Here is a 25,866-nt window from a genome sequence, read left to right on the forward strand (position 1 = left end):
CATACAAACGTATTTAACGCATCAGAAGGAAAAAAGTTACACTAGTGAATCAATTTCATAGTACCTTTAGCTGCTTCAAATCAAGGCTAGACATAGATCAAAATGGTTTAATTTGTCTATGTCTAGTTACAAAACTCCATTTTTAGTGATTTATGAAATTGATTCTATTCACCATGACATGTAATAAAGAACATGTTGGCTACCTTCGTTCTCCGATTAACGAAGCAGGAAATAACATACTGTTTTCTACTTTTGGTATGTAATCCAGTTCAAAAAGGCCGGAGAAGACTCTCCGACCGCACTTTTTTTAATCTTATGCTCATGCCATTCTGACTTATAACTCAGCCCACTGTGCCAATACATCATTATATTCAGCGGACAATTGCTCGCGATCATTCCAGATTTGTTCCAGTTCAAGCGGATTGTTCTGCACCATTTCCAACTGTTGATCCAGCACCTGAATCTCTGCCTCAAGACGAGCCAACGTCTGTTCCAGCTTCTCCGCAGATTGTTGGTTGCCACTGCCACTTCTATGTTTCGATGCAGTTGCTGCCGAAGGAGTCAACGCCTTACCTGATTCAGTAGAAGCTTTATGGTCATGACTTCCACCGGCAGCTACAACAGTGGATCCGTTCATTGTCGAGGTTGCTCCTGGCTTCTTCCCTGATCTGGCAGTCCCGCCGGGCGCGGACGTTAAACCTGACTTCATCTCTGACTTGGTGTTCCCACGAGAAGAAACGCCCACGCCTGCTGTAGCCTGAGTTGTCGCCGCCGCACGAGCTTGCAAATCAAGCTTCTTCTCACGATACGCCTCATAGTCTCCCAGGTAAGCGGTCATCTGACCGTCCTCCAGTTCCCACACACGGGAAGCGAGGCGATTGACGAAGTACCGATCATGCGAGATGGCAAGTACGGTTCCTTCAAAATCAACCAGTGACTCTTCCAGCGCTTCTCTCGATGCGATATCCAGATGGTTGGTTGGCTCATCGAGCAACAGTACATTGGGTTTGCGCTGCACCAGCAGAGCTAGCCGCAGACGCGTCCATTCCCCACCAGATAATTGCCCGACAGAGCGGAATACATCCGCTCCATAGAACAGGTATCGGGCCAGAATTCCGCGAGCCTCTCCCTCTTCCACGCCTGCTTCCAGACGGAAGTATTCGAGTACGTTCAGCTTTGGATTCGTGGGTTCCTCCTGTTGAGCCAGATACCCTACATCCACGCGTGCTCCCCACTCCAGCTTGCCCGCATTGGGCTGCTCGTCACCAAGCAACAGCTTGAACAGGGTCGTCTTGCCGGAGCCATTGCGTCCAATGAGTGCAATTTTATCCCCATATTCCAACAGACCCGAGATTCCGCGCAGGATTTCACGCTCGCCATAGCTCTTCTCGACCTGTTCCAATACCGCTACCCGTTTACCCGTTCGATCCGTAGGACGCACATCGAACTCGGCATTGCGGCGCTCCAGTACAGGACGCTTCACCTGCTCCATCCGCTCGATGGCTTTACGCATCGAAGCCGCCCGCCGGAAGAACTTTTCATTGCCACCCACACGACCCCACTCCTCTAACTGGCGGATCGTTTCCTTCATTTTTTTGATAACCTTCTGCTGCTCCTTGAACTCCTCGAATTGCTGCAACAGCCGTTGTTCCTTCACTTTCATATATTCCGTATAACCGCCAGCAGATGTTTCCGCTTCTCCATCCTCCAGCTCCAGTGTTCGATTCACGACCCGATCCAGAAAATAGCGATCATGCGAGATCAGGACAATGGTGCCGGGATATTCTCGTAAAAATCCTTCCAGCCACTCAACCCGCTCCAGATCAAGATGGTTTGTCGGCTCATCCAGCAATAACAGGTCGGGTCTTACGATTAGCTGTGAAGCCAGCACCACCCGAGTCTGCTCCCCACCAGACAGGGAACCAAAGCGCCAACCATAGTGTGCCTTGGCGATATCCAAACCGTCCGCCACCTGATCGATCCGGGCATCCATTTCATATCCACCCTCACGCTCGAACTGGTCTTGCAGTGCCGCGTAGCGTTTCAGCAGGCGCTCCAATTGATTAGGGTCTGCTGCACATGCCGGATCGGACATCTGCTGCTCCATTTCCTTCATTTGCGTGCGACATATCATAAGCTCCTTGAATCCAAGACTCAGTACATCCAGTACGGTATGGTCATCCAATCCTTCTGGAACCTGAGCCACATATCCCATTCGTGTATCTTTCTTGATCATCAATTGCCCTTCATCCGGCTTGTTCAGTCTTGCCATCAGGCGCATAAGTGTGGTCTTGCCGCTTCCGTTGCGGCCAATCAGGGCGACCTTGTCACCTTCCATAATTTCAAACGTAATGCCGTCCAGCACCAGATGTGCTCCGTGGTATTGAGTCAGTTGTTGCGCGCTAATCATTATCATAATAAGGTTCCTCCTATGGTATGGAAGATCCTGACCGCAACACAAAAAGAGCCGCAGGAGGTTAGCTCCGCGGCCCTTCAGAATTCAAGCAATATCGCTTATAGTCCGAATGAGGTCAAGGCAGGCATCTTCTCGCAAATGTTAACTTCCGTATATTCAAAATTGGACAGACTTCTCCCGTTGGTCAGAAAAGTATGAACAATGCCAGCCATAGCAATCGGCAGCTGGCTAATACGGTTGTTAAGCATCTCGTGATTCACCTGTCTTCACCTCCCTTGTCATAATTAATGTCAATATATCACAGACGAATGCGTTTCCGCAACCATCCCTTCGCCCAATTCAATCATACTGTACAGTAGTTTCATTCTTACGCTTAATTCCTGCCCCGTCGCCGAAGCATTACATCCCTGATCGCCACCGTAATAAGTGTTAACATTCCCGAGGTACCCAGTGATGCGCCAAGCAGGGCATATCCGATGCCATTCCACCCGCCAATATCGATGCTGATCATGATTACAACGGCACCGCCGAGCAAGGCCACACATGGCAATATATATTGAACCCACGTCATTCGCCGTCCTTGCAATCGGTAAATAAGCCATTCAATCAGCAGCAGCACCGCCCACATTCCCAATGTCCACAAGATCAGTACTTCCATAAGGTTCCCCTCCTGTTGCTGGATGGATTAAGCCCTTTGTTACAGACCTTACGTTACTTCAACCAATCTGAGAAAAAGTTCCGGTACCCTTCTTTCATTTTCGTGCGCGAAAAAGCACCAAAGGCATACTTCCGGTTGTCTTCTGACACACTGCGCGGCGCAGCCGCAGCCATGTTCACCAGTTCAAACCAGTTATCCTCGTTGCCTGCAAAGGCATGCGTGGATCGAATGTGACCGTAGCAAGCATGCTCCGGTTTCACGACCATTTTGCCCATGGCCATCGCTTCCGTCAGCGGCATCGCAAAGGTATCAAAGGCCGAACAGTTCCAATACACCTTGGATGAGTTCATCAACGTAAATATCTCATCCTGCGTGAGCGCAAACTTCAGCTTCACGTTGGCAGGAATGTCGTACTTCTTCATGGTTTCCTTATAGCGTACACCGCCAAACACCATATATACTTCCTTGTCCGGGTTCTGCCGAGCGTATTCCAAAACTAGATCCGGGCGACGGTTCGCCTCATCCCGACCGATCCAGAGCACCCGATTATGCACAACCTGGCTCGGATCATAGTGCCGGTTCGCCAGCTCTTCGCTAAAGCCAATCGGAATAACGTTCACGTCATGTACACCGAAATTGCGACCCAGTTCTGTTTTTAAAAACTCCGTCTGTACAATTGCTTTATCCACCATCGTATAAAATGGCTTCATCATCTCATATCCCGTTAGCGCGGGATCGGGGAAACTGTGCGGGAACAATACACTTTTCGGTAAGAACATCTTCAAAAATGTAAACCCGGATACGGTGTAGATAACATGCTCTATATTATGGCTATGAATCTGGTCCAGCACGATATCGTAGTTCACCAGGTCACCTTTCTCATGCTCATAACCAGGCAACCAGTCGTATCCACTGACATGACGCTCCGGCGAGATGAACACGATATCCACGCCCAACTCCAGACCAATCTGCTTCAGCCTATCCGCAAATACGCGCGGCCCCTGAGCTTCCGTGAATTGAATTTTACGCATAACAAGTCCGACTTTACGCAAGCTTCTCACCCCTCATTTCTATTCCTCACCCATATGCTTCATGCACTGCTCCAGCGTCGCTGCCGTCTCATTCCATTGGCTTCGCAGCTGTTCCTTCGGCCACACACATTCCTCACTTCTCAGATCACCGTCAATTAAACGCAGCATCCAGAGCGAGAATACAATAGCATAGGCGTGGTACCATTCTGCAAAAGAAACCCGTTCAATCTGCATGCCCAGGCTCCCCAGTTTGTCCAAATAAACATCCATAACCCGCTCTCGCAATGCAGGCGTAACCGTTCTGGGAAACAGCGGATGCGAGAGATCAACTAGGTGAAATATATCCCACAATGGCGCATTCAGATGGGCATGCTCCCAGTCCAAGATGACCAGTCTGCCGTCCACCTCCGCCATGTTACCTGGATGCAGGTCTCCGTGACACAAAACGGTTGGAAGTTCTTCCTCTGCCATGAGGATCAACCTGGAGATCTTGTCCCAATCGGATTCGGACAGCTGCATATCCAGCCTGGATAAAAATTCATCCGTAGATTGTCTGTGCATTTGTAACTCATCCAGCATTGTGTGAATGGGCGGTTTCTGGCCCACGCGAGGCAGTTCGCTCCAATCCGTGACAGACAACGCATGCCATACTGCCATATGTGCCGCTGCGCCGAGCATCGTCGCTTCTTGCGAATCATGCACCAGTTGCCCCAAATCCTCGTAGATCATCCAGCTCTGTGCTGGAGCAATGGTAAGATCCGACGCTGCAATGAGTTGCGGATAGATTGGTGGTAAGCCAGACATCACATGCTCGTACATCCATCGTTCCCGTCCATGCTGCGCAGGATTCGTCAGTGGTTTGAAAATATAACTGCCCCCGGTAGGAATCGTGAATCGCTCCACATATCGTCCGTTTATTCCTTTATACAACTGCTCGCGGCTTGTTATATAGTGATCATTCAGCATTCCTTCGGGCGTCACCCAGCTGTATGCATCCAACTCTTCGTTCACGCTACCCACCATCCATTTCGTTCTCCCTGCTACTCCGATGTTGATTTCTATTCATCATACGTTGCCGCTCACAAGCCTGCAAGCTTTGGTCGTAAGAGCTTATTCAGTGTCTCAATTCAGAGTTTCAAAATTGCTTATTGCATTTTGGTTAGTAATCACTTACTATACAATCATGAAGAACAAATCTCATGTGGATAGCAAAAAGAAAGATATCCTACAAGCGGCGATGCGCTTGTTCGCAACCAAAGGCGTTGACGGCATATCCGTCAAAGAGATCGGTGACGCCGCCGGAGTAACCGATGCGGCGATCTACAAACATTTTAAAAACAAAGATGCCGTTGCCCTGGAAGCCTTCACCCAATACTGTGTCGACTATACTGCACTGATTGACGGGTATGTTCGACAGGAAGGTCCGGTGTTGGAACGCTTCAAGCAACTGGTTACCGAGGTTCTCCATCTGCATGATGAAGATCCCTACGGACTGCTACTGATTTCACAGAATCATGAAATATTCATTGAAGCCGGAAGCAGCGAGGATTACCGTCAGCCGTTGGATGCGTTGATGGATCTGATCGATCAGGGAATGATGCGGGGCGAACTGCCTCAGCAGGATTCACGGCTCACAGCCGTTCTGGTGATCGGTGCAATTACACGCATGGCGGTCTCCAGTATGCAAGGTGAGCTACCGGAGCTGTTGGTACCTTATACGGGGGAAACGGTTCACCGGCTTGCATCAATGTTGGGGCACTTATCTCAGAAGTAACGATGGAGATGGGATGAAGCTAGAAATGGAGTAGCGGAGTGTAGGGAAAACGACGTGAGCAACTACATTGTTTCCGAAGGAAACAACCTTCGTAAGCACCCCTCTTATTTCGGCTGAATCCCATATTCGATGCGGATTATGCCGCTAGGCATGATTCGTAATCAAAGGCGGACTTGTTGAATAACTTCTAAAAGAGAATCGTCAACATACCATCAGGATATACAGATGGATTACCGGGTCATACGTGACCTTTTCTTTTTGCACATGAGGTTAGTGTTCATTAACTAAAATAGTCAGGACGTGTCATCTTCCATGAAAAAAATATTAATTATTCAAGGCAATCCCGTCTCTCCCAGTTACAACGGTGCAATCGCCGAGGCTTACCGAAAAGGTGCGGTGCAGGCTGGTGCCGACGTCCGCATGATCACCCTTAACGAGTTGGCATTCAACATGAATCTGGAGGGAGGATATCGTAATAAACTTCCACTTGAACCAGATTTGCTGGAGGCCCAAGAAGCAATCAAGTGGGCCGAGCATCTTGTATGGGTATTCCCAATCTGGTGGGGAGGACCACCTGCCCTGCTGAAAGGTTTCGTTGACCGAATCTTTATGCCAGGTTACGCCTTCAAGTATCAAAAAGGTAAACCTTTTCCAGATCAGTTGCTCAAAGGCCGCACCGCTCGCATGATCACTACCATGGATGGCCCAAGCTGGTATTTCAAATGGTTCCAGGGTGAGCCCGCACATAAAATGATGAAGATCTCCACATTTGCACTGACTGGCATCAAACCTGTGCGGATAACACCTGTAGATCAAGTTGGTAAAAAGTCAGATGAACAGAGAAAGAATTGGCTTGATAAGATTGAGCAGCTTGGGCGGAAGATGGGGTAAAAGATTTCTGCAAAAAAGCCTCATGGGAAGTATATGCTTCTCTCCAGATTTTCACGTTTTAAGTTAAATCAAAATTCTGGGGATACGCGCAATTCGAAGATAGTCCTGTAATCCGCAAGTGGCTCAATTGTAATCTTAGTTTAACTTATATCAGAGAGCAGAAATGTGCCTATTCCCAGTTACAAAAAAGGGTTGTCCCCTACGTCTTGAACAAGACGTAGGGGACAACCCTTTTAGCATTCATTATGGTCTAACGAACCGTAAACACGCTATTAGCGCCATTTCCGATAAGTCTGAGGTTTAACGAATCGTAGACGCATTATTTCCTCGATCTGTGTATCATTTGGAGGTTTTAAACTAGTTTGCACCGGAATAACTTCACTGAGGTTCGTTACATTTTGCATTCCACGCTAAATCGCCATTTAACACTCACTCGGTTCGTTAGCGACCTGCACTTAGAGAGACAAGTCCACACTACAGGTCAGCTTGATACGCCAATCGCCCGCCTTTGGAAAGTCGACTTCGCAACCAACGGTAATGAAATGGAAACAACCATGGCAAGCAACCCCAAAGAACAGCCATCTACAACCATACAAGCAACGCATTACCCAAACGAAATACGACCTGATGGATGCTCAGGTAAAATGGACGATACCAACTGCTGCACAGCTGGATGATCCGACTGCATCACCGAATCCCCGGCATCACCGCTATATACCAGCTTTCCCTGATCCATTACCGCAATGCGGTCACAGATCGTCATGGCGGCCCGAATATCATGCGTGATAAAGAGATACGATAACCCGTAGGACGCTCTTAACTCCGCCAGCAAAGATAATATTTGCGTCTGGTGCACCATATCCAGGCTGCTGATTGATTCGTCCAGTACGATTAACTTCGGTTTGAGCGCGATAGCTCGTGCGATGTTGACCCTCTGTAATTGGCCACCGCTGAACTGGTGCGGAAGCTTGCTCCCATCCTCAGGTGTAAGTCCAACCTGCTCAAGCAGTTGCCCAACCACACGAAGTTGTTCTTTGGCCGATAAACGCTCGTAATTATCCAGCGGCTCCCCAATGATCTGCGCGGCAGTCATAAGCGGATTCACAGCCGAATAACAGTCCTGGAACACGACCTGCAGATCACGCCGTAATCCCTTAAGTACGGGTTTGCTAGATCGGTAGATATCCTGACCTTGAAATGAAACCTGACCCTGGCTGGGCTTCTCCAGACCAAGTATGATTTTGCCCAAGGTACTTTTACCTGCCCCACTCGTACCCAGCAGTCCCAGACAAACACCCTTCTCGATCGTAAGTGAGATATCCGCCAGCACAGGAGGACGCGCTCCCGAACGATCCAGCCAATTCCGTTTGCCATAGCTATGGCTTACTTCACGTACCTGAAGCATCAGGTCATCCTCCTCTTTTGTAATTGGCAGAAGTAATCTCTGAAGAGGCTGAAATTACACATCACCATGCCCATTCCACCCCTACGACTACCCACTCAAAATACAGTTCATATCCGCTCTACACATACACTCCACTGAACGATTCGACTCGTCTGTAATTCGCTATCGTCCCAAAGACATGCTGGGTCTCGCATTTAACAACATCTGGGTATACTCATGCTGCGGGTGATCGAACAGTTGGTACACATCCGCCTGCTCCACAATTCGACCCTTCTGCATAACCGCGACTTCATCGGCCATTTGCGAGATCACACCCAGATCGTGGGAGATGAGCAAGATGGATGTGCCATACTCCGTACGTAGCCGATCCAATTCCTGAAGCACCTTGAACTGATTCACGACATCCAGTGCCGTCGTTGGTTCATCAGCAATAACCAAAGCCGGTCGCAGGCACATCGATATGGCGATCATCACACGCTGCAACATACCGCCACTCAGTTGGAAGGGATATCGCTTCATCAGTTTAGCTGGTTCGGGTAAGTTCATATCTGCCAAGGCAGCAATGGCCCGCTCCCTGGCAGCTGCTTTGGACATTCCCGTATGCGTACGCAAGGTTTCAATGAATTGAGATCCAATCGTATATACGGGTGTAAAAGCATTCATCGGATTCTGCATAATAAATCCGATTTCCTTGCCGCGGATGCGCCGCATCTCCTCACCTGACAACGAGCCAAGCTCCCGTCCATTCAGGTGGATGCTGCCCGACACTTCCATCCTGCGCGGATCAAGCAGATGGAGCAATGCGTTACATGTAACGGTCTTACCACTGCCACTCTCACCGACGAGACCGAAGACACGACCTTTTTTTAATTCAAAATCAATGGGATCCAGTAACGGGACTGAACCCTCCGCTGTTCTTAGATTCACTTGCAGACCACGAACTTCGAGTACCTTCGCTGCATCATCCATCGTTACGTTCACCCCTCATATGCCTTCGATTCCGAACCACTACCTTTTTGCAATGCCATAACGCTCGGATAACGCTTCTCCCAAAATGTTGAACGTAATGACTACGAGCAGAATCAATGCCCCCGGGTAGATCATCAACTCCGGATGACTACGAATATAACCTGTCCCCTCATGAATCATAGCGCCCCATTCTGCATTTGGTGGTTGAATACCAAGTCCCAGGAAAGACAGAGCAGATATATCCATAATCGCCCACCCCATCTCCAGCGTACCCATCACAACGATCGGACGCTGCACGTTGGGGATGATATGTTTCCGAATAATCGTCCACGAAGAGGAGCCGCTAATCCGCGCCGCTGCGATGAAGTTCCGTTCTTTCAGACTAACGACCATGTTCCGGCAGATACGTGCATAATACACCCACTGTACCATCATGAGTGCTAGAAGCACCTGCATCAGACCTGGACCAAAGATCCCTACAATACCGAGCACCAGCACCAGATTCGGAAACGCCATAATGCCTTCACACAAGCGCATCAACAGACTGTCCACCCAACCACCAAGGTAACCGGAGATTGAACCTACAATGACACCTATGAGCAAAGATGACAGGAAGATCAGGGTAGCAAATCCAAGCGACACTCTCGCTCCATACATCAGCCTAGTGAGATTGTCGCGTCCCAGATGATCCGTTCCGAGCCAATGCTCAAGCGATGGACTCGCCAGCTTCTGCAACAGATTCACCTTCACCGGGTCATGAGGAGCAATCCATGGGGCTAATAACGCGATCACGAAGAAAAGCAATATGATCACCGAGCAGATCTGGATGGCTCTCTGCCCTTTAAATACCGCACGCCATTTGTTTATCAATGTTCTGCCCGTCCTTTCGCTGAAATCCGTGGGTCCATAACGAGCTGCACCAGATCAACGAGCAGATTGCATACGATGAACAGGCAGGCCGCCAGGAAGACATAACATTGAATAACGGGAATATCCCGATTAAATATCGCATCGACAAAATAACGTCCGAACCCAGGCCAGGAAAACACCTGCTCTACAATAATGGTGCCTGTGAGCAGCTTGCCCATACTCATCCCCATTCCTGTAATAAGGGGCGATATGGCGATTTTCAGGACATGCTTGAGCATAATCACTCTTTCGCGAATCCCGCGTGTTCTCGCATACTGTACATATGTCTCCTGCAATTGCTCCAGTACACTGGAACGTAACAATCGGGTGTAGACCGCAATAAGAATCAAGGAAAGTGTAATCGTAGGCAGAACCAGATTCTCCCACGATCCACGCCCCTCCACAGGCAGCCAGTCCAATTTCACTGAGAAAAAGAAGATCAGCAGGTAACCGAGCCAGAATTGCGGAATAGATGCTCCTAAATAGGAAATCGCACGACTGACCATGTCAATCCAGCTATTCTTATACACCGCCGCCAGTATTCCCAAGGGAATACTCACCAAAGCCGATAACAATATACTCCAGAAGGCTAGTTCAGCCGTAGCGGGAATCCTTAGTTTCACTTCATCCCATACGGGTTTGTTGGTGAGATATGAGGTGCCAAAGTCGAGCTTGGCAATCTTCTGAATCGTATGCACATACTGGGTTAATAAAGGCTGATCCAGACCGAACTCATGCCGTTTTTGCGCAAGCAGCTCCGGTGTTGGATAGATATGAGCGGCTGTCAGATAAGCCTCGGCCGGATCAACTGGTGAAATATGAATAAGCGCAAAGGTAACGAGTGTAGCGATAAAAACGATAGGAATTATCGCGATCATTCGTTTCCCGATATAACTGATCAACAAACTTCCTCCCTTTTATCAAGCTACATGACCTTGCCAAGGCTTTACCACTCCGAAATTAAAGTAAATACAACTTATTGGTTGCCCAATTCAATGCCTACAAACGGATTCTCATCACGGTTCGCCGGGAAAATAAAGTTGGAAATTTTCTTCTGATATACCGCCGTTTTCTTAACATACGAGATGGGGACAATCGCCGATTGTTCCTGAAGTGTTGTCAGGATAGAGCCATACAGCTCCTGACGTTTCGTCTCATCTGTTGATGATAGTGCGGCATGTACCTGCTCGTCCAGTTCCTTTTTCATCGGCAAGGCACTGAGCGTCTCAGAGATACCAAATCCAGGGCTCGCTACAACGTTAATGAAGGAATGTGGATCATACGGAGCACCATAGTTGTACCAGAAATACAGGTCAAAATCATTGGCTTTCAAACGTTTGATCTGTACCGTCAGTTCTAGCCCAGTGAGGTTTACCTTAACCCCAAGCTCGCTCCATTCCGCCTGAATGGTCTCAGCCATCGCTTTCTGAATCGGGTCCGTCTTGTCAAAAATCATTTCGAATTCAAGCTGTTGTCCGTCTTTCTCACGAACGCTACCATTCGCAGGCATCTTCCAACCCGCTTCATCCAATAAAGCTTTGGATTGTTCCACGTTATATTCGATCGGTTTCAGGTCAACATTGGTGTATGGGTAGTTTTTGGATAGTGCCGTATCTGCCGGTTCTTCCAGACCCAGAGTGATGCCTTCCACCATCGCTTTTTTGTTAAATCCTTGCTGGAGCGCCATCCGTACTCTGAGATCAGACAGCTTCGGATTGGAGGAATTCAGCAGCAGATCTCGCGTACCTACCGGATCAGACAGCTGACTCACATATTTATCGTTGTCACGAAGCTGTTGGAACGCATCCAGACTGATCATACCTTCACCATAGATCAGGTCGAGATCACCTTTTTCAAAAGCAAGCACGCGGGTTTCTGCATCAGGGATGATCTTAACCGTAATCTGATCCACCTTCGGTGCGGTTCCCCAATAATTCGGGTTGCGTTTGAAAACAGCATATTCGTCCTGCTTGTAATCAGCCAGCATCCACGGGCCCGTTCCAACTGGCTCTTTGATGCCTTGGGATGTATCTCCGTCATCCGGGAATCCGGCTTCACCCAGGAAGCGGAAAGGACGAACCACAGACAAATCCTGAAGAACAGGATAGTACGGCTCTGTGAGTGTCATACGGAACGTATGGTCGTCCACAACCTCCGTCTTGTCGAGCACACCTACAATGCCCAGCCAGCTATGTGTATCTTTATTTTTCATTACAGCATCAAAATTCTTTTTCACAATCTCAGCATTAAACGGTGTACCATCTGAGAATTTCACACCTTGGCGAAGCTTAAATGTATATACTTTGCCGTCATCGGAGATGGTCCATGATTCTGCCAGAGCAGGTTCCAGTTTTCCGTCCTTCTGGTAACTGATCAGTGGCTCATAGAGCATCGATTGGGCAAATAATTGCGAAGGATTGTACGTATGCGGATTCATTGTACCGATATCACGTGGCCATGACATCGTAATCGACTTCGTAGATGTTTGATCCGAAGCAGCAGATGAGGATTCATCTCCACTTCCTGTATTGCTGCAACCCACAATAACGAATAACAACAAGAGCATAGTTGCCAACGTGAGGGCCGAAGATTTGCGATGTTGTACAGACATGAATGTTGAACCCCTTTTCTCTATTTTATGATAATGATTATCATATTCATCCATTAAGAATAGGCAGGAGCCCACCTTTTGTCAACAAAATTCGACATGGTATGTGTTGTTACTAAAATAGCCAAAAAAAGCCCTTCCTGTGGGAGGAAGAGCCTCTCGACCTGCATATGAATCACAACTGCAAAAATAAGCTCCATCATAATCTGTTATTCCTTGCTCACAGCATGGAAATCACGAAAGTACATATGCAGATATATCACTGAAATCCATCTTCATACGCCTTCTTGTTTCTCATTTAAACTTCTACAGCGATGCCCTCATAGAACCGACGAATAACCTTCTCCGCGGGCTTACCATACACCCCGTATCCGTCATCGGTCAGCGCATCCTTCTCCGCATGCAGATGTGCGCTCCAATCCCATAGACCGAATCCGCGCACCCAGTCACGCTGACTGACATGCCGGAACATCGCTTCATAGAAACGCTCCTGTTCCTCCGCGCTGACTTCGCCTTCCAGCCCCCAATCGTTTGGTACGTGGGCTAATCCACTGCGGCTGGGACAGCCTGCTTCTGCGAAGAAAAAGGGTTTGCCATAAGGAGCAATCGCCTGCTGGATTCGATCCAGTTGTGCCTCCCAGTCTCCGATGGGATAATACCCACTGGAAGAGATGACATCCACCGCATCCCACCATTTCACATGATCTTCCTGATATTTATCCGTGTTGTATGACACCAGTCCTGTGTACTCTTCACGCACACCGGCGATCACCTCGCGCCACTCTTCATCCCGACGCTCGGATTGCACCATCTCACAACCTACAATGAACATCTCACACTTTTCCTGCTCTGCAATCGCTGCATAATGCTTCTGAAATGCTGTGTAACTGCGGAACCAATCCTTCCACTTCGGCTCACAAGGCACATCGATATCAAAAAAGTTAATGTGTGCACGCCATGTGCCATCGGTACAGTTAACGGTTGGTTTCAGAATGACACGCAGCCCGAGTGTACGGGCATAACGAATCATGTCCACCAGTTCATCATCCTCTACCAGATGTGTACCTCGATACTTGACCTCTACCGCCTGCGGATGATCCTGATGTGCCGCCAGTGCAAAAATAACATGAGAACTGCCTGTACGTTCTGCCATCAGGCGCAAGGATTCTTTGGCTTCCGGCTTACGGAAGTCACCCTTGCCACTCATCCAGCCAAATGTAAATCCCTTGATATAATCCATATGCATTACAGCTTGCCCTCTTCATGATCTCCGGCGATGACTTCATCCGTCTCGATCACATAGTTCACGATCTCTTCGATGGTCGTGTACGCCACGCCCACATACGTATCGGCAGCGCCATAATAGATGGCGATACGTCCGGTATCGGCATCATGCAGTGTTGCACACGGGAAAATGACGTTATCAACGAAGCCTTGTTCTTCGTACCATTTTTCCGGTGTCAGTACAAAGTTGGAGGAACGATATTTCACTTTGGACGGTTCATCCAGATCCAGAATTACCGCACCCATGCTATATACCAATCCGTTACAGGTCCCAGTGACGCCATGGTAGAACATCAGCCAGCCTTCGGACGTTTCGATCGGAGCAGGCCCGCCGCCAATTTTGACCGATTGCCACCAGCCTTGGCCACCTTTGCTCATCACATGACGGTGCTTGCCCCAGTACACAAGATCCGGGCTTTCGCTCAGGAAAATGTCTCCGAATGGCGTATGTCCACTGTCACTTGGTCTGGACAACATCACATAGTTGTCGTTGATTTTGCGCGGGAACAACACGCCATTCCGGTTGAACGGCAGCATTGGATTTTCGAGGCGGACAAATGTTTTGAAGTCATCCGTTTTGGCCAGACCCAGTGCTGCGCCGTAGAAGTCTGTACACCAGATGATGTAATACGTGTCCTCGACTTTGACCAAACGTGGATCGTACGCATAGTTCGGCATAAACGGATCGCCATTTTCATCTACAAATGCAATGCGTTCCTCTTCAATTGTCCACTCCAGACCATCTTCGCTTGCGCCCATGTGAAGGTGTGGACGTCCATTAACGGTTTCGGCGCGGAATACCCCAATGAATTTTCCTTCATACGGTACAACGGCACTGTTAAAAATGCGGGCAACACCTTTGACCGGGTTACGCGGAACCACCGGGTTGGCCGAATGTCTCCATACCGGGCCTTCCGTTCCCTCCGGTTTGTTCTCCCAAGGCATATTCGGCAAAGCATCCCCAACAATGTGTACGTTTTTCGTTTCAGCAACTGACATTTTTCATTCTCCCTTCGGTTAGGCTTTATGAAATGAATACTTAAAATTGCACTAGACCACTTTGATGACAGAACAACCTTCCGATCGCCGTTATCCCCAGATTTTTTTGATCCCCTTATAAAAGGGAAAATCCGGTTATAGCGTATGCTTACGGAGCGAGCTTTCTTTCAGAAAGCTTTTAGCGTCCCCTCCGTTTCTCCAGCTTTTTTCTGTCCTCTTCGTTCCTGTGTATTCTCATATGCATTTCATATAGCCTTTCGTTTTTTTATTTAACTGAGCCTTGCGCGAAGCCATTGTAGATGTACTTCTGTAACAGCAGGAAGATGATCATCGTTGGAATAATGGCGATCATGATGCCGGCGCTGATGACCTCCCACTGCGATCCGAACGGTCCCTTGAATTTGAACAAGGCGGTGGATATGACCTGTAGATCGGTCTTTGGCATGTAGAGGAACGGTGTGTAGAAGTCATTATAGATGTTCACACCCTTCACGATAATGACCGTTACAATGGCCGGTTTCAGCAGTGGCAGAATGATTTTCCAGTAGATCGTGAAGTACGACGCGCCGTCCAGCATGGCGGATTCATCCAGTGCACTTGAGATGGAGCCCAGGAATTGCAGGAAGATATAAACCGCGATGATATCTGTACCCAGGTACATCACGATGGCCGCCCAGCGCGTGTTGAACAGGTCGAGCGCGTTGATGATCTGGAATGTGGCGACCTGCGTTGTAACACTTGGAATCAGGGTAGCGAGCAGGAATGCCGCGACCATAATCTTCTTACCTTTGAATTTGAAACGATCCAGTACATACGCGATCATGGAACCGGTTAAAGTCGCTCCTATAATGGAGATGATCAGGATAATAATTGTATTTTTGAAACCGACCAGCATGTTACCATCCACAAAAGCCTTCGTATAGTTCGCAAAGTTCAGCCAGTTGGCTGGTGGAGCAAGCGGGCTGCTGGTAGCGTATTCCGCATTCGTTTTGAGAGATGCAAATAGGATGACCACGATGGGCAAAAGCGCGATAAACGCCGCAATAACCAGGGAAGCATATTTAACCACGCTCGCAAGGGTGTATTTGAGTTGTGTCACGTTTATTCCTCCCCTTTCATGGTGACGCGTTGCACAAGCGTAACGAGAATAACGATCAAGAGCAGCACCACAGCCATGGCGGATGCCAGTCCCAGCTTGCCATATTTAAACGCCAAATGAACCGTCTGGATTACAAATGTCATACTGCCGTTGGAACCATCGGTCATGATATATGGTATATCGAACGCACTAATTGCGCCGCTAATCGCCAAGATCAGGTTGAGCTGCAGGATACGTGTAATGCTTGGCAGGATGATGTGGCGGAATTGCTGCCAGCGATTGGCGCCATCAATATCGGATGCTTCATACACATCCTTCGGAATGGAGGAGATTGCACCCAGGAAAATGATAAAGTTGAAGCCCATGTATCTCCATACCGATGCACCTGCGAGTGACACGTTGATAATATTCGGATTACCGAGCCAGAGCTGCGTGTATTGTCCCAGCCCTACAGCATGCATGAGCATATCGAGTGTACCGTCCGGTTTGAAGAAAAAGAGGAAGATAAAACCGATGGCTACCCCATTCAGCAAATAAGGGAAAAACAGTATGCCTTTGAAAAAGTTTTTGCCTCGAACCTTGAAACTCAGAATGGTGGCAAAGTAAAGCGCCAAGCCCATCTGTAAGAACGTAGCCACGAAGTAATACAAGCTGACAATAAATACTTTGAAGTATTCGGGATCACTGAATATGCGCGTGTAGTTCTCAAACCCAACATAATCAAACCTTTTACTGTATCCGTTCCAATCGGTGAAACTGTATTTGAACATGTTGATGACAGGTAAGTATGCAAACGTGAACAGCAACGCCAGCGGAATAATTGAGAAGGCACAGATGATAAATATGCGTTGCGCTGAGTAGCCCCAATTCGAAAGTTTTAAGTACTTCATGCTCTCCACACCTCCAAGCGGTTCTCCCGCCTATATATCGAAAGACTCCCGTCCAATGGAATTCCTGCGGAATAACTGCCGGGGAAGAGCATGGGTACCATGCTTTCAAATACCACATATTCCATACTCCATTCATAAATGGCTTCCTATATCCCCGCAGTCCATTCATCACCTGATCCACTTACGTTAATCCAATTATTTTGTGAGTTCTGCTCTTGCTTTGACCCACTTGTCGTTCAGATCTTTCATGATGTCGTCATACGATTCCTTGCGGTTCCCAATACCTGCTTCGATAATGCGTTTCTTGAAATCAGGCTGCCAGAGACCGATTTCGCCTTCGTTATCAATCTTGTCGACCAGACCTTCCTGACCTTCTTTGGCAGGTGTAAGCGTGGAGAATTTAACGTCTTTATATTGATCCAAAATGGGTGGTAATTCAGCATTCTTGTCTGCATCCATACCGCCACCCTGTTCAACCGCGTAGTTTGATTTCGCCAGGAACCAGTCAATCCAAGCTTTGGCAGCAGGTTTGTTCTCACTGTTCACGTTCATGCCGATGTTATAGTCCGCGGAGAGCGGAACCACAACCTCACTTGCATTCGTAGGGAAAGGAAGGAATCCAATGTCGTCCGGTGTATCCGTCATCCCTTGAATCTGCGTGATGGCCCAAGAGCCCAGTGCCATCGTGGCAATTTTGCCTTTGGCGAGATCCGCTTTGGAGCTTTCCCAGTCGGTTGTTGTTGGATCTTTCTCGATTAGACCGTTCTTGGCTGCATCATAGAGCACTTTATATAGTTCATAGTGCGGCTGACCAGGCACAAAGTTCTCATCTGTATTCGGTTGGTCCACGTTAACGTAATCCACACTGCCTGCAACGGTTGGCAGATCCGATTCCCATTGGGTGAGAGCCCAGCCAGATGCATAGTTGGTGTAGAGCGGAACCGCATCTGTATTGTCTTTGACCAATTGGAGCGCAACCTGGAATTGCTCCGGTGTTTTTGGCAATTCGGTAACGCCTGCGTCTTTGAAGACCTGTTTGTTATAAATGATTCCGGAGAAAGTGATCACGGTAGGGATACCGTAGACCTGACCATCCACCATGCGTTCTTCAATAGCGGTGTATTTGTCTTTCAATTCATCGTACGTGCCGAGTGGCTCGAAAAAGTCCGGGATATCTGCGATCGGAACACTGGTCGGGATCATCAGTACGTCACCATAATCTTTGGTGCTCATACGGATTTTCACTTGTCCTTCGTAGTCGGCCAGCGCCTGAAAGTTTACTTTTACATCAGGATATTCCTTGTTGAATTCTGCTGCGTAATCTTTGAATACGGTATCAACAATATCTGTCCGTTGCGTCAGAACGGTTATTTCACCTTTGATATCTGCCGGATCTGTACTGATCTCCTCCCCTGCCTGCGAAGATCCACCTCTGGATGAACATGCAGCAAGTAGTGAAGTGATGAGTAGCATCGTCAGCAACATCATCCAACCTTTGTTTTTTCTCAATTGTTTCGACCCCTCTCTTAAGTTAATTAAGTTATCGTTAAGGTTACAAAATGAATTCTATTATGGTAACGCTTACCTGTCAATTAAATTATTTATAACTTAACAATAAAAATTGCGATGCATTTCGTTGACATCTATTTTTCAGAGCACTAATATTGATTAATAAAGTTATCGTTAACTTAACTATATATATTGATTAAACATTTACACGAAACGTAGAGGACAGAAAGAACCTGAAGAAGCGGAGCGTTCGCCTAAAAGCTTTCTGAAAGAAAGCTACATCGGAAGCATACGCTATCACCGGAATTTCACCTTTGAAAAAGGGAATCAAAAAAATCTGGGGATAACAGCGATCGGAAGGTTATTCTGTCATCGGAGTGGCCAGTGTAAATATTCTTTAGTTCAATTTATATATTAAGATTTATGTAACACGTTGAAGGAGCGCTCACTTATGAATACAAAAACAATCGAACTTCAATCTGAGATTAAGGCGCATTGGGAGAAGCAGATTTTACCCTTCTGGTCCAACCTTAAAGATACAACCCACGGTGGATTCTACGGTTGGGTTGGCAATGATCTTCAGGTGAATCCACAGGCACCCAAAGGCGGGATCGCCACGGCACGACAACTCTGGTCTTTTGCAGCAGCCTATCGGGTTACCGGAAACGAAAGATGGCGCGATCACGCGGAGCACGCCTATCGTTTTCTCGCTGACCATGTGATGGATACCGAATATAGCGGTATGTACTGGATGGTAGATTACACAGGGGAAGCGCTGGACACGAGCAAACATGTGTATACGCAATCATTCGGTGTGTATTCACTCAGTGAGTACTATCGTGCTACCGGGGATGCTTCTGCATTGGAACTTGCGAAAACGCTTTTTGCTCTTATCGAGGACAAAGGTCTGGACGCCGGACTACCTGCTTACAAGGAACAATTTGATCGCACATGGAAGGAACAGCCCAATGAAATGCTGAGCGAAAATGGAGTGATTGCGGATTACACAATGAATACGCATATCCATGTACTGGAGGCCTACACCACGCTCTATCGCGTGTGGCCGGATCAACAAGTGAAGGCGGCGCTGGAACGCCTGCTCGGAATTCTATATGAACGGGTGTATGACCAAGACACCAAGTTTCTCGGGGTATTTTTCAACAAACAGTGGGAATCCATCATCGATCTGCGCTCGTTCGGACATGACATCGAAGCCAGCTGGCTAATCGACGAAGCACTGAAAGTTCTGGGGATGGAGCAACATCTGGAGTATGCGGCGATGGTAACAGATATCGCCTATAACATCTCCAATGTAGCCGTGAATGCGGATGGTTCCCTGCTCAATGAACAAGAAGGTGAACATATCGATGAGAAGCGAATCTGGTGGGTTCAGGCCGAGGCGATGGTCGGTTTCTATAATGCATATCAGCGTACAGGTGATCCATTGTTTCTGGAGAGAGTGGAACGCTTGTGGACCTATACCAAAGAAAACATCATTGATCAGCGGGCTGGTGGGGAATGGTACTGGTCGGTTGACGGCAACGGTACACCGGATCAGAGCGAAATTGCTGGACCGTGGAAATGCCCGTATCACAATAGCAGATTCTGTATTGAACTAATGGAGAGGATGGGATCAGAATGATACACCCGAAATACAAGGAGTTACTGGAGAAACAGGAACAGCTGCTTACTCGCCCTAATGAGATCAATTCTTCCTTTTACAACGGCATATATGATCGGTACCAATATCCAGTAATCACTCGCCATCATGTACCGCTGCATTGGAGATTCGATCTGGATGAGACGACAAACCCGCATTTCATGGAACGCCTGGGCATTAACGCTACACTGAACCCAGGAGCCATCTATTTCAATGGCAAATACGTCATGGTCATCCGTACGGAAGGATTGGATCGCAAATCAATCTTTGCGCTCGCCGAGAGCGACAATGGAATTGACGGGTTCCGTTTCACGGGTAAACCATTGGTCTGGGATGATATCGATGCGGATGAAACCAATCAGTATGATATGCGCCTCGTTCAACATGAAGATGGCTGGATCTATGGCATCTATTGCTCGGAACGCAAAGACCCTGAGGCTCCTGCATTTGATACATCCAGCGCAGTTGCACAGGCAGGACTGGTTCGGACACGAGATCTCACAAGCTGGGAACGGTTGCCCAACATCACAACGAATTCCCCTCAACAACGCAATGTCGTATTGCACCCGGAATTCGTGGATGGAAAATATGCCTTCTACACCCGTCCACAGGATGGATTCATCTCAACAGGCAGTGGCGGCGGAATCGCCTTTGGTCTGTGTGAGGATATCTTGAACCCTGTCATTCATGAAGAGACAATTATCGACGAACGGCAATATCATACGGTATATGAGGTCAAAAACGGTCAAGGCCCTGCTCCGCTCAAGACGGATCGTGGCTGGATTCACATTGCTCATGGAGTTCGGAACACCGCAGCAGGCCTGCGTTACGTGTTATACACCTTCGCTACGGATCTGAATGATCCGGCGCGTATTATTGCCAAGCCGGGCGGCCACTTCATTGCTCCTTATGACGATGAGCGGGCAGGCGATGTGTCCAATGTTATTTTCTGCAACGGTGCTGTGGTCAATGAGCAGGAAGAAGTCTTTATCTATTACGCTTCCAGCGATACCCGCTGTCATGTGGCAACAACGACTCTGGAGAAACTGGTCGATTATACGTTCAATACACCGGCTGATCCGTATCGTTCCCTGGACTGTGCCAGCCAGCGGGGTCAGCTGATTGAACAGAATGAGAAGCTTTTACAGAAACAATTAACGTAACATCGGTAGAGCGTCCTCTCAGGGAAACCTGCAATGTGCTGAAAATTAGCGAAACAACAGCCAGAATGGCTTTATTCCAAGTGGGTAACGATGTATACTGATATGGATTGTTATTATGTTGGAAGAAAGTGTTCATCATAATGACAGCACATTGTGCCTATACCGGCTTGAAGGAGGCGACCATACTGAAGAACAATATCACCATGCGGGATATCGCCGACAGGCTCGGGGTCAGCAGTGTGACCGTCTCGAAAGCATTGAATGATAAAGATGGCGTGAGTGGCGAATTAAAGGAAAAAATTAAAGTGCTTGCTGTTGAAATGGGCTATCGGTATAATGCTGCTGCCCGTTCCATGAAGGAAGGCTTAACCCATAATATTGGCGTAATTATCCCGGAGCGTTTTACCGGGCCTACGCAGTCGTTCTATGTACGCGTGTTCCAGCGCATCACCAAACATCTGGAGGAACAGGGCTACTACGGCATTCTGCACATTCTGAATGTGGAGGATGAGGAGGAATTAACACTGCCCAAGCTGTACAGCGATAACAAGGTCGATGGTTTCATCGTGCTCGGACAGATTAGCAAAGAGTATATTGAACTGGTGCGATCGATGGAGGTTCCCAAAATGTTTCTCGACTTCTACGATGAACATTCGGACATCGATTCCGTTGTTACCGATAACTTCTACGCTGCCTATGAGCTGACGAACTATCTGGTTCAGCAGGGCCACCGTAACATTGCTTATGTAGGGAACCTGTATTCCACGAGCAGCATCCAGGATCGATTCCTTGGGTACTACAAATCCTTGCTGGAACATCGCTTGCCGATGAATCCGGATCTGGTTCTGAATGATCGGGATGAACGGGGTACGTTTATTGAGATTGATCTGCCGGAACAGCTGCCAACCGCTTTTGTATGCAACTGTGATCAGGTCGCTCATCTGCTCGTTCAGAAACTGACTTCCATGGATATTCAGGTACCTGGCCAATGCTCTGTTGTTGGTTTTGATAATGATATCTATGCCACGCTCTCCGATCCCAAGCTGACAACCGTCGAAGTGGACGTAGAACAGATGGCGCGTACCGCAGTTCAGTCGATGCTCAAAAAGATCGACAACCCAAACCGCAGCTTCGGCCGTGTTCATGTTAAAGGCAATATCATCTATCGTGAATCGGTAAGTGCTGTGTCTGCCTCATCAGATACTATGGATATCTGAATTAAAAAATGAAATCAACGAACACAGATGACTGGCCTTTATCTTACTGGCCAGTCTTTTCTGATGCATTGGAGCTTAACGACGGCGATGATCTGTTGAATCCATCAAAAATGTAGTCGTTCTCCAAATCGAGAGGATGAGGATCAACTCATACACATTGGTTAAAGTACCGGTTTCCACTGGCAGGGAGATTAACTGCCCTACAAACAACAAGGCAGTTCCAACAAACAGCCAAACCCATTTATGTTTGAAAAGAACGACCAGGCTAACAAATAACAGAACAATCCCCACGATGATCACCATCATCGGCGGACCTCCATGACCTTCTGCCATATATCTCAGTACTCCATACTCTTCTATCACCTTGAGATTTTTAACCTCGGATAAAGTAAAACCTACAATCTGGTAGATAACCAAACCTAAAGTTATCAGCCATGCCACCACACTCGTTATACTTCTATTGGCAAACTTGGCACCTGAGCTGCGCAAGATATGGTAGCCAACAAGAATAAGGGTAGGGGTAGCAAAGGCATGTAGCCAAAATCGAAGGCTACTGAGGACCATTAACACTTCCCCATCCCCTATCAAATTACCTATAGCAATAATTCCATTGTCATATGCCAAGCTGAACGCTACAAATAGCTGAAAACTGGAATACGCGAGCCATTGCTTCCTCTGGGTTAAATCGACGGCCATCCAAACAACAAGTATCAAATAAACAAGAGTAAGTACGGAGTATATCCATACATCCAAGCTGCTTCACCATCCTTATTGGTTAATTCTAATAAATTATATTTACCGGTAAGTAAAATTACAAGGCGTACTTGTATAAATGGTTAATTTGTCATAAATTACTCACAAAGGTAATGAAGATAAATAAAGATTCACATCGATCACCGGCGAGACTAACACATGCTGCAGCTGGAGATGATCCACCCTAACAAGGAGTCACTTTTCAAGCGGCCCGCCAAACTGTTTATGGAGCCGATTCATATAAAAAGAGCACTCCCGGCTATCGTAGCTGCAGGAGCACTCTTTTCCTTATTTGAAGAACGTAAAAGCAACAGGTTACTTTGATATCAATAACTTGTCTTCAACCAATTGTCCTTGGACCAGGTCAATTTACCGGAACCCGCGCCATTGGAAGCCGTGAGGCGTGCATTCAACGTAGATGGATCATCCGTGGTATAGCTGTAAGGCAGTGACGAGAAGCCGTTCCAGGAGAACGATTTCACCACGGCCGGGATTGGCGCCAGTGGACTGCCAGACGTATCACTGTTGCCACGGAATGAGCTTCCATCCAAAGAATACATGGTATCGGTCACTCTGATTTTGCCGGTATAGGTTGGATCTGCCGGATCGGTCTGATTGTTGCGAACAGGATACAGAACGTCCTTGATGACTGATTTCTCGACCAATACGGCTCCGCTCTCTGTGGAGATTGCCCCATTGCCAATGATATCGAACTTATAACCTTTGGACGCGATCGCTGTTGCCATCGCCGTTGTAATTTTGGCTTTAGCGGCACGTGCCCCTGTCGAATCCATCACGATGTTGTATGCATGTGCGTTGCCGCCGCGGAGACGTGGCATCCGGTCCTGAATATCCTTGTATAAGTTATGGTGCAGCGTCATGGACAGGTTGGCATTAGCCGATTCCAGGCTGGTCGAACCGACCAGATGTCCTTTCTTTTGTGGTCCTGAGATGGCGATAATATCGGCTTTGCTAAGACCTACCGCACTGCTGCGCAGGTAGTTATACATGGGATAGGAAGCCTTGTTTGCTTCCAATTCGTTAATCTGCTGGGTAACCCAGCTGTTCGAGCTGCCGTCATCCCCTTTGAAGAGGGACCAGGAGATGGTCACGCCGCTGGTTCCTTTTTTCGAATCGACGAGTCCGTCGTAGGCTTTATTAAATGTGCAGTGATCAATCCATACGTTGCTGTTCTCCTCCAGGGTGATGTAATCCCAATCGTTCTTGTCGTAATCACCTTTGGTGGATTCATCCCATTCCCATAACTCATCAAATTCCAGGTTGCGGATAATGACATTTGAGCTTCGTTTCACGCTGATCGCAGCGTGTTTGATTTTGGAGCCGTTAGCGGAGAAAATCGTGAGTCCATTGAAACCGTCAATCGTGAGCTTGCTGACACCGGTCTGTTTTAATACGGGATGCGTCAACGCATCATTATGCTTGGCAAAAGGAGCAGTCTGCGCTGCGCTCGGAATTTCATTCCATCCCAGATTCAGATCGTTCATGATCTCAACAACTTTGACACCGGAGTTCTTTTTCAGAGCCAGTGCCAGATCGGTCGCATTATACACTTTCTTATACGTGGCTGTGTTTGATTCGCTAATGATGCCGCCGCCCGCGTTCCCTTGGGAGAAGCCTGTAAGATTGTAGTCTGCGTTACCCGCTGCCTGCACACTTGCCGGGCCGGACAATAAAGTTAACCCCAACGTTAGAGCCAGGGCTGTGCTGCATAAACTTCGAAATTTAGATTTCATCGATTCCATTCCTCCCAATATATGATGATGACATTCGCCCATCGCTGCCATGACGTGTTACGAAGGACATGTTCTCAATGTACATTTTGAAAGCGATTACAACAATAATCCCTATCTCACATGTAGTTAGGAAAGGCTGGTAAGGTAAGGGTTTGTACTGTAAGCAACCTTGAATCGTACAGAGTTAACTTGGGGAGTAAGGTTTCAGGAATATATCGTGGTAATAAGAACATTCCAGATGGGATGAAATTAAAAAAGCAGGACTGCATCTGCCGCAGACCTGCTCGATTTTACTTTTTGATGGAACGTGTCCAGAAGCCGCCATGGAACTGTTTGGGCTCCACGGTAATAACAAATGCTTTGGGGTCCAGATCGAGAATTGTCTGGTAGAGCAGTTTCTGGTTTTTTCGTTTTGCCAGAATCTCCATCACAAGCCGATCCCCATCACGTCCACTGCCCACCCATGCAGTAACACCATATCCTTTATCTCGCAGAGCATTCGCGACGTTGTTGCCCATCTGGTTACAGATGACTTTAACGGTAACATAACCGAGCGCGATCTTCTCTTCAATCCACGCACCAAGCAACACCCCAAGTCCATAACCCACCGCGTACACAATCAGGGCCGAAGGCTGAGTCAGGTATTGGAGCACAAGATTCAGACCGAGTACGTAGATCACAATCTCACCCATGCTGATCAGTGCGGCGATGTATTTCTGTCCTTTGAGTGTCAGAATCATCCGGAGTGTATAAGCGGATACGTACACAATCTGGATCAAAAAGATAAATACCAATATTTTAAACAATCACAATCCCTCTTTCCTGGCCTTCGCAACGGAATTGGCCCTTTGCTGCATATACTCGACGATTTCGTTTC

At 47.8% G+C, this 25,866-nt stretch carries 23 protein-coding genes; 5 read left to right on the forward strand and 18 right to left on the reverse strand.

Annotated features, from left to right (window positions below):
* Positions 1-334: 334 nt before the first annotated feature.
* From abc-f to MHI48_RS29090, 5 genes are all read right to left on the reverse strand, one after another.
* A complete protein-coding gene (gene abc-f, locus MHI48_RS29070; RefSeq protein WP_036606623.1) occupies positions 335-2,416 on the reverse strand; it encodes a ribosomal protection-like ABC-F family protein in 2,082 nt (693 codons plus the stop codon).
* Between the two features lie 98 nt (positions 2,417-2,514).
* Positions 2,515-2,676: a hypothetical protein gene (locus tag MHI48_RS29075; RefSeq protein WP_179086570.1), complete on the reverse strand. Its 162-nt coding sequence runs from the start codon at positions 2,674-2,676 to the stop codon at positions 2,515-2,517.
* A gap of 113 nt (positions 2,677-2,789) precedes the next feature.
* The gene (locus MHI48_RS29080) at positions 2,790-3,074 is read right to left on the reverse strand and encodes a YesK family protein (protein WP_036606621.1); all 285 of its coding nucleotides are present in this window, start codon (positions 3,072-3,074) and stop codon (positions 2,790-2,792) included.
* Between the two features lie 53 nt (positions 3,075-3,127).
* Positions 3,128-4,126, reverse strand: coding sequence for a glycosyltransferase (locus tag MHI48_RS29085; protein WP_036606619.1), 999 nt, complete (start codon positions 4,124-4,126; stop codon positions 3,128-3,130).
* 18 nt (positions 4,127-4,144) lie between these two features.
* Positions 4,145-5,128 carry a phosphotransferase family protein gene (locus MHI48_RS29090; protein WP_051447006.1) on the reverse strand — a complete coding sequence of 328 codons (984 nt, stop codon included), beginning with the start codon at positions 5,126-5,128 and terminating at the stop codon, positions 4,145-4,147.
* A 160-nt stretch (positions 5,129-5,288) separates the two neighbouring features.
* On the opposite strand from MHI48_RS29090, the gene MHI48_RS29095 reads away from it, so the two are divergent.
* On the forward strand, positions 5,289-5,879 hold the full coding sequence (locus MHI48_RS29095; RefSeq protein WP_036606709.1) for a TetR/AcrR family transcriptional regulator: 591 nt from the start codon (positions 5,289-5,291) through the stop codon (positions 5,877-5,879).
* Positions 5,880-6,191: 312 nt separating this feature from the next.
* Positions 6,192-6,770: an NAD(P)H-dependent oxidoreductase gene (locus tag MHI48_RS29100; RefSeq protein ID WP_036606617.1), complete on the forward strand. Its 579-nt coding sequence runs from the start codon at positions 6,192-6,194 to the stop codon at positions 6,768-6,770.
* A gap of 604 nt (positions 6,771-7,374) precedes the next feature.
* On the opposite strand, the gene nikE is transcribed toward MHI48_RS29100, so the two are convergent.
* The 10 genes from nikE to MHI48_RS29150 all read right to left on the reverse strand — a co-directional run bounded on the left by nikE (position 7,375) and on the right by MHI48_RS29150 (position 18,442).
* A complete protein-coding gene (gene nikE / locus MHI48_RS29105; protein ID WP_036606615.1) occupies positions 7,375-8,175 on the reverse strand; it encodes a nickel import ATP-binding protein NikE in 801 nt (266 codons plus the stop codon).
* A 162-nt stretch (positions 8,176-8,337) separates the two neighbouring features.
* On the reverse strand, positions 8,338-9,144 hold the full coding sequence (locus MHI48_RS29110; protein WP_036606613.1) for an ABC transporter ATP-binding protein: 807 nt from the start codon (positions 9,142-9,144) through the stop codon (positions 8,338-8,340).
* A gap of 39 nt (positions 9,145-9,183) precedes the next feature.
* The gene (gene nikC / locus MHI48_RS29115) at positions 9,184-10,014 is read right to left on the reverse strand and encodes a nickel ABC transporter permease subunit NikC (protein WP_036606611.1); all 831 of its coding nucleotides are present in this window, start codon (positions 10,012-10,014) and stop codon (positions 9,184-9,186) included.
* Positions 10,011-10,955: a nickel ABC transporter permease subunit NikB gene (nikB, locus tag MHI48_RS29120; RefSeq protein WP_036606609.1), complete on the reverse strand. Its 945-nt coding sequence runs from the start codon at positions 10,953-10,955 to the stop codon at positions 10,011-10,013. Before nikB ends, nikC begins: the two co-directional genes overlap by 4 nt.
* Before the next feature lie 74 nt (positions 10,956-11,029).
* Positions 11,030-12,664: a nickel ABC transporter substrate-binding protein gene (gene nikA, locus MHI48_RS29125; protein ID WP_076329285.1), complete on the reverse strand. Its 1,635-nt coding sequence runs from the start codon at positions 12,662-12,664 to the stop codon at positions 11,030-11,032.
* Between the two features lie 295 nt (positions 12,665-12,959).
* Positions 12,960-13,901 carry a glycoside hydrolase family 113 gene (locus tag MHI48_RS29130; protein WP_076329284.1) on the reverse strand — a complete coding sequence of 314 codons (942 nt, stop codon included), beginning with the start codon at positions 13,899-13,901 and terminating at the stop codon, positions 12,960-12,962.
* Between the two features lie 5 nt (positions 13,902-13,906).
* A complete protein-coding gene (locus MHI48_RS29135) occupies positions 13,907-14,944 on the reverse strand; it encodes a glycoside hydrolase family 130 protein (RefSeq protein WP_036671614.1) in 1,038 nt (345 codons plus the stop codon).
* 265 nt (positions 14,945-15,209) lie between these two features.
* On the reverse strand, positions 15,210-16,043 hold the full coding sequence (locus MHI48_RS29140) for a carbohydrate ABC transporter permease (RefSeq protein WP_074092703.1): 834 nt from the start codon (positions 16,041-16,043) through the stop codon (positions 15,210-15,212).
* Between the two features lie 2 nt (positions 16,044-16,045).
* Positions 16,046-16,933 (reverse strand): carbohydrate ABC transporter permease, encoded by an 888-nt coding sequence (locus MHI48_RS29145; RefSeq protein WP_017691677.1) that lies wholly within the window; start codon positions 16,931-16,933, stop codon positions 16,046-16,048.
* A gap of 195 nt (positions 16,934-17,128) precedes the next feature.
* On the reverse strand, positions 17,129-18,442 hold the full coding sequence (locus MHI48_RS29150; protein ID WP_405142532.1) for an ABC transporter substrate-binding protein: 1,314 nt from the start codon (positions 18,440-18,442) through the stop codon (positions 17,129-17,131).
* A 451-nt stretch (positions 18,443-18,893) separates the two neighbouring features.
* Here MHI48_RS29150 and MHI48_RS29155 point away from each other — a divergent pair, with 451 nt between their 5' ends.
* From MHI48_RS29155 to MHI48_RS29165, 3 genes are all read left to right on the forward strand, one after another.
* Positions 18,894-20,084, forward strand: coding sequence for an AGE family epimerase/isomerase (locus tag MHI48_RS29155; RefSeq protein WP_340018732.1), 1,191 nt, complete (start codon positions 18,894-18,896; stop codon positions 20,082-20,084).
* Positions 20,081-21,265 carry a glycosidase gene (locus MHI48_RS29160; protein ID WP_036671619.1) on the forward strand — a complete coding sequence of 395 codons (1,185 nt, stop codon included), beginning with the start codon at positions 20,081-20,083 and terminating at the stop codon, positions 21,263-21,265. Before MHI48_RS29155 ends, MHI48_RS29160 begins: the two co-directional genes overlap by 4 nt.
* Before the next feature lie 140 nt (positions 21,266-21,405).
* Positions 21,406-22,482 (forward strand): substrate-binding domain-containing protein, encoded by a 1,077-nt coding sequence (locus tag MHI48_RS29165; RefSeq protein ID WP_036606594.1) that lies wholly within the window; start codon positions 21,406-21,408, stop codon positions 22,480-22,482.
* Positions 22,483-22,557: 75 nt separating this feature from the next.
* On the opposite strand, the gene MHI48_RS29170 is transcribed toward MHI48_RS29165, so the two are convergent.
* The 3 genes from MHI48_RS29170 to MHI48_RS29180 form a co-directional block, all read right to left on the reverse strand.
* Positions 22,558-23,235 (reverse strand): hypothetical protein, encoded by a 678-nt coding sequence (locus tag MHI48_RS29170; RefSeq protein WP_051447005.1) that lies wholly within the window; start codon positions 23,233-23,235, stop codon positions 22,558-22,560.
* Between the two features lie 326 nt (positions 23,236-23,561).
* Entirely contained in the window at positions 23,562-24,989 is a 1,428-nt protein-coding gene (locus tag MHI48_RS29175) for a hypothetical protein (RefSeq protein ID WP_339190704.1), read from the reverse strand.
* Between the two features lie 290 nt (positions 24,990-25,279).
* Entirely contained in the window at positions 25,280-25,795 is a 516-nt protein-coding gene (locus MHI48_RS29180) for a DUF2179 domain-containing protein (protein WP_036606590.1), read from the reverse strand.
* Positions 25,796-25,866 lie beyond the last annotated feature (71 nt).

This window comes from Paenibacillus sp. FSL H7-0942 (assembly GCF_045040715.1).
Taxonomy (GTDB): Bacteria; Bacillota; Bacilli; order Paenibacillales; family Paenibacillaceae; genus Paenibacillus; species Paenibacillus amylolyticus.

Excerpts from the sequence above, each read along its gene's own strand:
- abc-f (WP_036606623.1), bottom strand. The coding sequence starts at position 2,416 with ATGATAATGATTAGCGCGCAACAACTGACTCAATACCACGGAGCACAT.
- MHI48_RS29080 (WP_036606621.1), bottom strand. The coding sequence starts at position 3,074 with ATGGAAGTACTGATCTTGTGGACATTGGGAATGTGGGCGGTGCTGCTG.
- MHI48_RS29090 (WP_051447006.1), bottom strand. The coding sequence starts at position 5,128 with ATGGTGGGTAGCGTGAACGAAGAGTTGGATGCATACAGCTGGGTGACG.
- MHI48_RS29095 (WP_036606709.1), top strand. The coding sequence starts at position 5,289 with ATGAAGAACAAATCTCATGTGGATAGCAAAAAGAAAGATATCCTACAA.
- MHI48_RS29100 (WP_036606617.1), top strand. The coding sequence starts at position 6,192 with ATGAAAAAAATATTAATTATTCAAGGCAATCCCGTCTCTCCCAGTTAC.
- nikE (WP_036606615.1), bottom strand. The coding sequence starts at position 8,175 with ATGCTTCAGGTACGTGAAGTAAGCCATAGCTATGGCAAACGGAATTGG.
- MHI48_RS29110 (WP_036606613.1), bottom strand. The coding sequence starts at position 9,144 with ATGGATGATGCAGCGAAGGTACTCGAAGTTCGTGGTCTGCAAGTGAAT.
- nikA (WP_076329285.1), bottom strand. The coding sequence starts at position 12,664 with ATGTCTGTACAACATCGCAAATCTTCGGCCCTCACGTTGGCAACTATG.
- MHI48_RS29130 (WP_076329284.1), bottom strand. The coding sequence starts at position 13,901 with ATGGATTATATCAAGGGATTTACATTTGGCTGGATGAGTGGCAAGGGT.
- MHI48_RS29135 (WP_036671614.1), bottom strand. The coding sequence starts at position 14,944 with ATGTCAGTTGCTGAAACGAAAAACGTACACATTGTTGGGGATGCTTTG.
- MHI48_RS29145 (WP_017691677.1), bottom strand. The coding sequence starts at position 16,933 with ATGAAGTACTTAAAACTTTCGAATTGGGGCTACTCAGCGCAACGCATA.
- MHI48_RS29155 (WP_340018732.1), top strand. The coding sequence starts at position 18,894 with ATGAATACAAAAACAATCGAACTTCAATCTGAGATTAAGGCGCATTGG.
- MHI48_RS29160 (WP_036671619.1), top strand. The coding sequence starts at position 20,081 with ATGATACACCCGAAATACAAGGAGTTACTGGAGAAACAGGAACAGCTG.
- MHI48_RS29165 (WP_036606594.1), top strand. The coding sequence starts at position 21,406 with ATGACAGCACATTGTGCCTATACCGGCTTGAAGGAGGCGACCATACTG.
- MHI48_RS29175 (WP_339190704.1), bottom strand. The coding sequence starts at position 24,989 with ATGAAATCTAAATTTCGAAGTTTATGCAGCACAGCCCTGGCTCTAACG.